This window comes from Hymenobacter cavernae (assembly GCF_014641455.1).
Classification (GTDB): Bacteria; Bacteroidota; Bacteroidia; order Cytophagales; family Hymenobacteraceae; genus Hymenobacter; species Hymenobacter cavernae.
The window spans coordinates 1-1,092 of record NZ_BMHT01000027.1 but is presented as its reverse complement, the minus strand read 5'-3'; the positions used below and the strand labels follow the sequence as shown (position 1 = coordinate 1,092).

Below are 1,092 nucleotides of genomic sequence, written 5' to 3'. Positions count from 1 at the left end.
CCTGCGGTTGCCGGTCCTGGGACTGGCCGTGGGGTGGCTGTTGCTCAGTGGCGGCGCGCTGGTGTTCGACCGGGTCTGGGCCGCCTGGGCCATGGTCGGCTTGCTAGGCGGGCTGCTGTACCTGCGGTACCGGGTAGCGGCCCCAGGCGTCTGGGCTGGGCTGCTGCTCGCCGCCGTGGGCTACCTGGGCCTGCAGTGGCGCTACGCGCTGTGGTCACCGGCCGGGCAGCTAGCCAGCGCGGGAGCCGTGCTGCTGTACCTGCTGCCCACGCTGGCCGTGCCGCTGGTGGGCGCTCGGGTTTCCTGGTGGCCACCGGCCCAACAGTTCGTGCGCGGGCCGTGGGTGTACCTGCTGGGGCTGCACGTGGTGGTGGCCCTGGTGGCCGCCGTGCCAGCGGGCCATACGGCCTACCTCTCGCTCGGCTTTACCGGGCTGGCGGGGACCGCCTTCGCCGCGGCTCAGGTTTGGCGGCGCCGCTTGCCCGAAGAGCCGGCCGTGCAGCGGGCCGGTCAGCCCGACCGCTACCTGCTGCACCTCAGTTACGGGCTATTAACGGTTGGCCTGCTCACGCATGTGCGGCTGCTCGCGCTCGATGAGCGGTTCTTCGGCCCGCCCGCCGAATACGTGACGGCGGCGCTATTCTTCGCCACGCTAGTGGTCCTGGCGGCGGCGGCTCCACCTGCTACGGCCCCGGTATACAGATCCTGGCGCCGGCTGCATCCCTGGCTACCCGAGGCGGCGCTGCTCTTTGGCACCGCCACGCTGGCGCACCACGTGCGTATGCCCTGGCTGCCGCTGCTGTGGGCAGGGGCCGCGTTGGCGCTGACGTTCCTGGCGGCCCGCCTTCCCGTGCGCTTCCGGCGCCTAGTCCTGTACGGCCGCCTTTACTACTGGCTGGCCGCAGGCACGGCCAGCCTGGCTTGCCTGCGCTACCTCAGGCCCGAGCAACTCCTCCGCCCCGAATGGTGGGCAATTACAGTAGCTGTGGCCTCCCTGTTTGGCTACGTGACCCTGGCCCTGCAAGCTGAAAACACCCCTTATGCTGGCCTCTCGCCCACCTGGGACCGGCTGGCCCGCCCGCCCCGCCGCGT

At 71.2% G+C, this 1,092-nt stretch carries 1 protein-coding gene; it reads left to right on the top strand.

Annotated elements, in window-relative coordinates; translation table 11 throughout:
- Positions 1–7: 7 nt before the first annotated feature.
- Positions 8–1,092, top strand: a 1,085-nt coding sequence (locus IEX74_RS23040) for a hypothetical protein (protein WP_188816450.1), incomplete at its 3' end; no start/stop codon positions are given.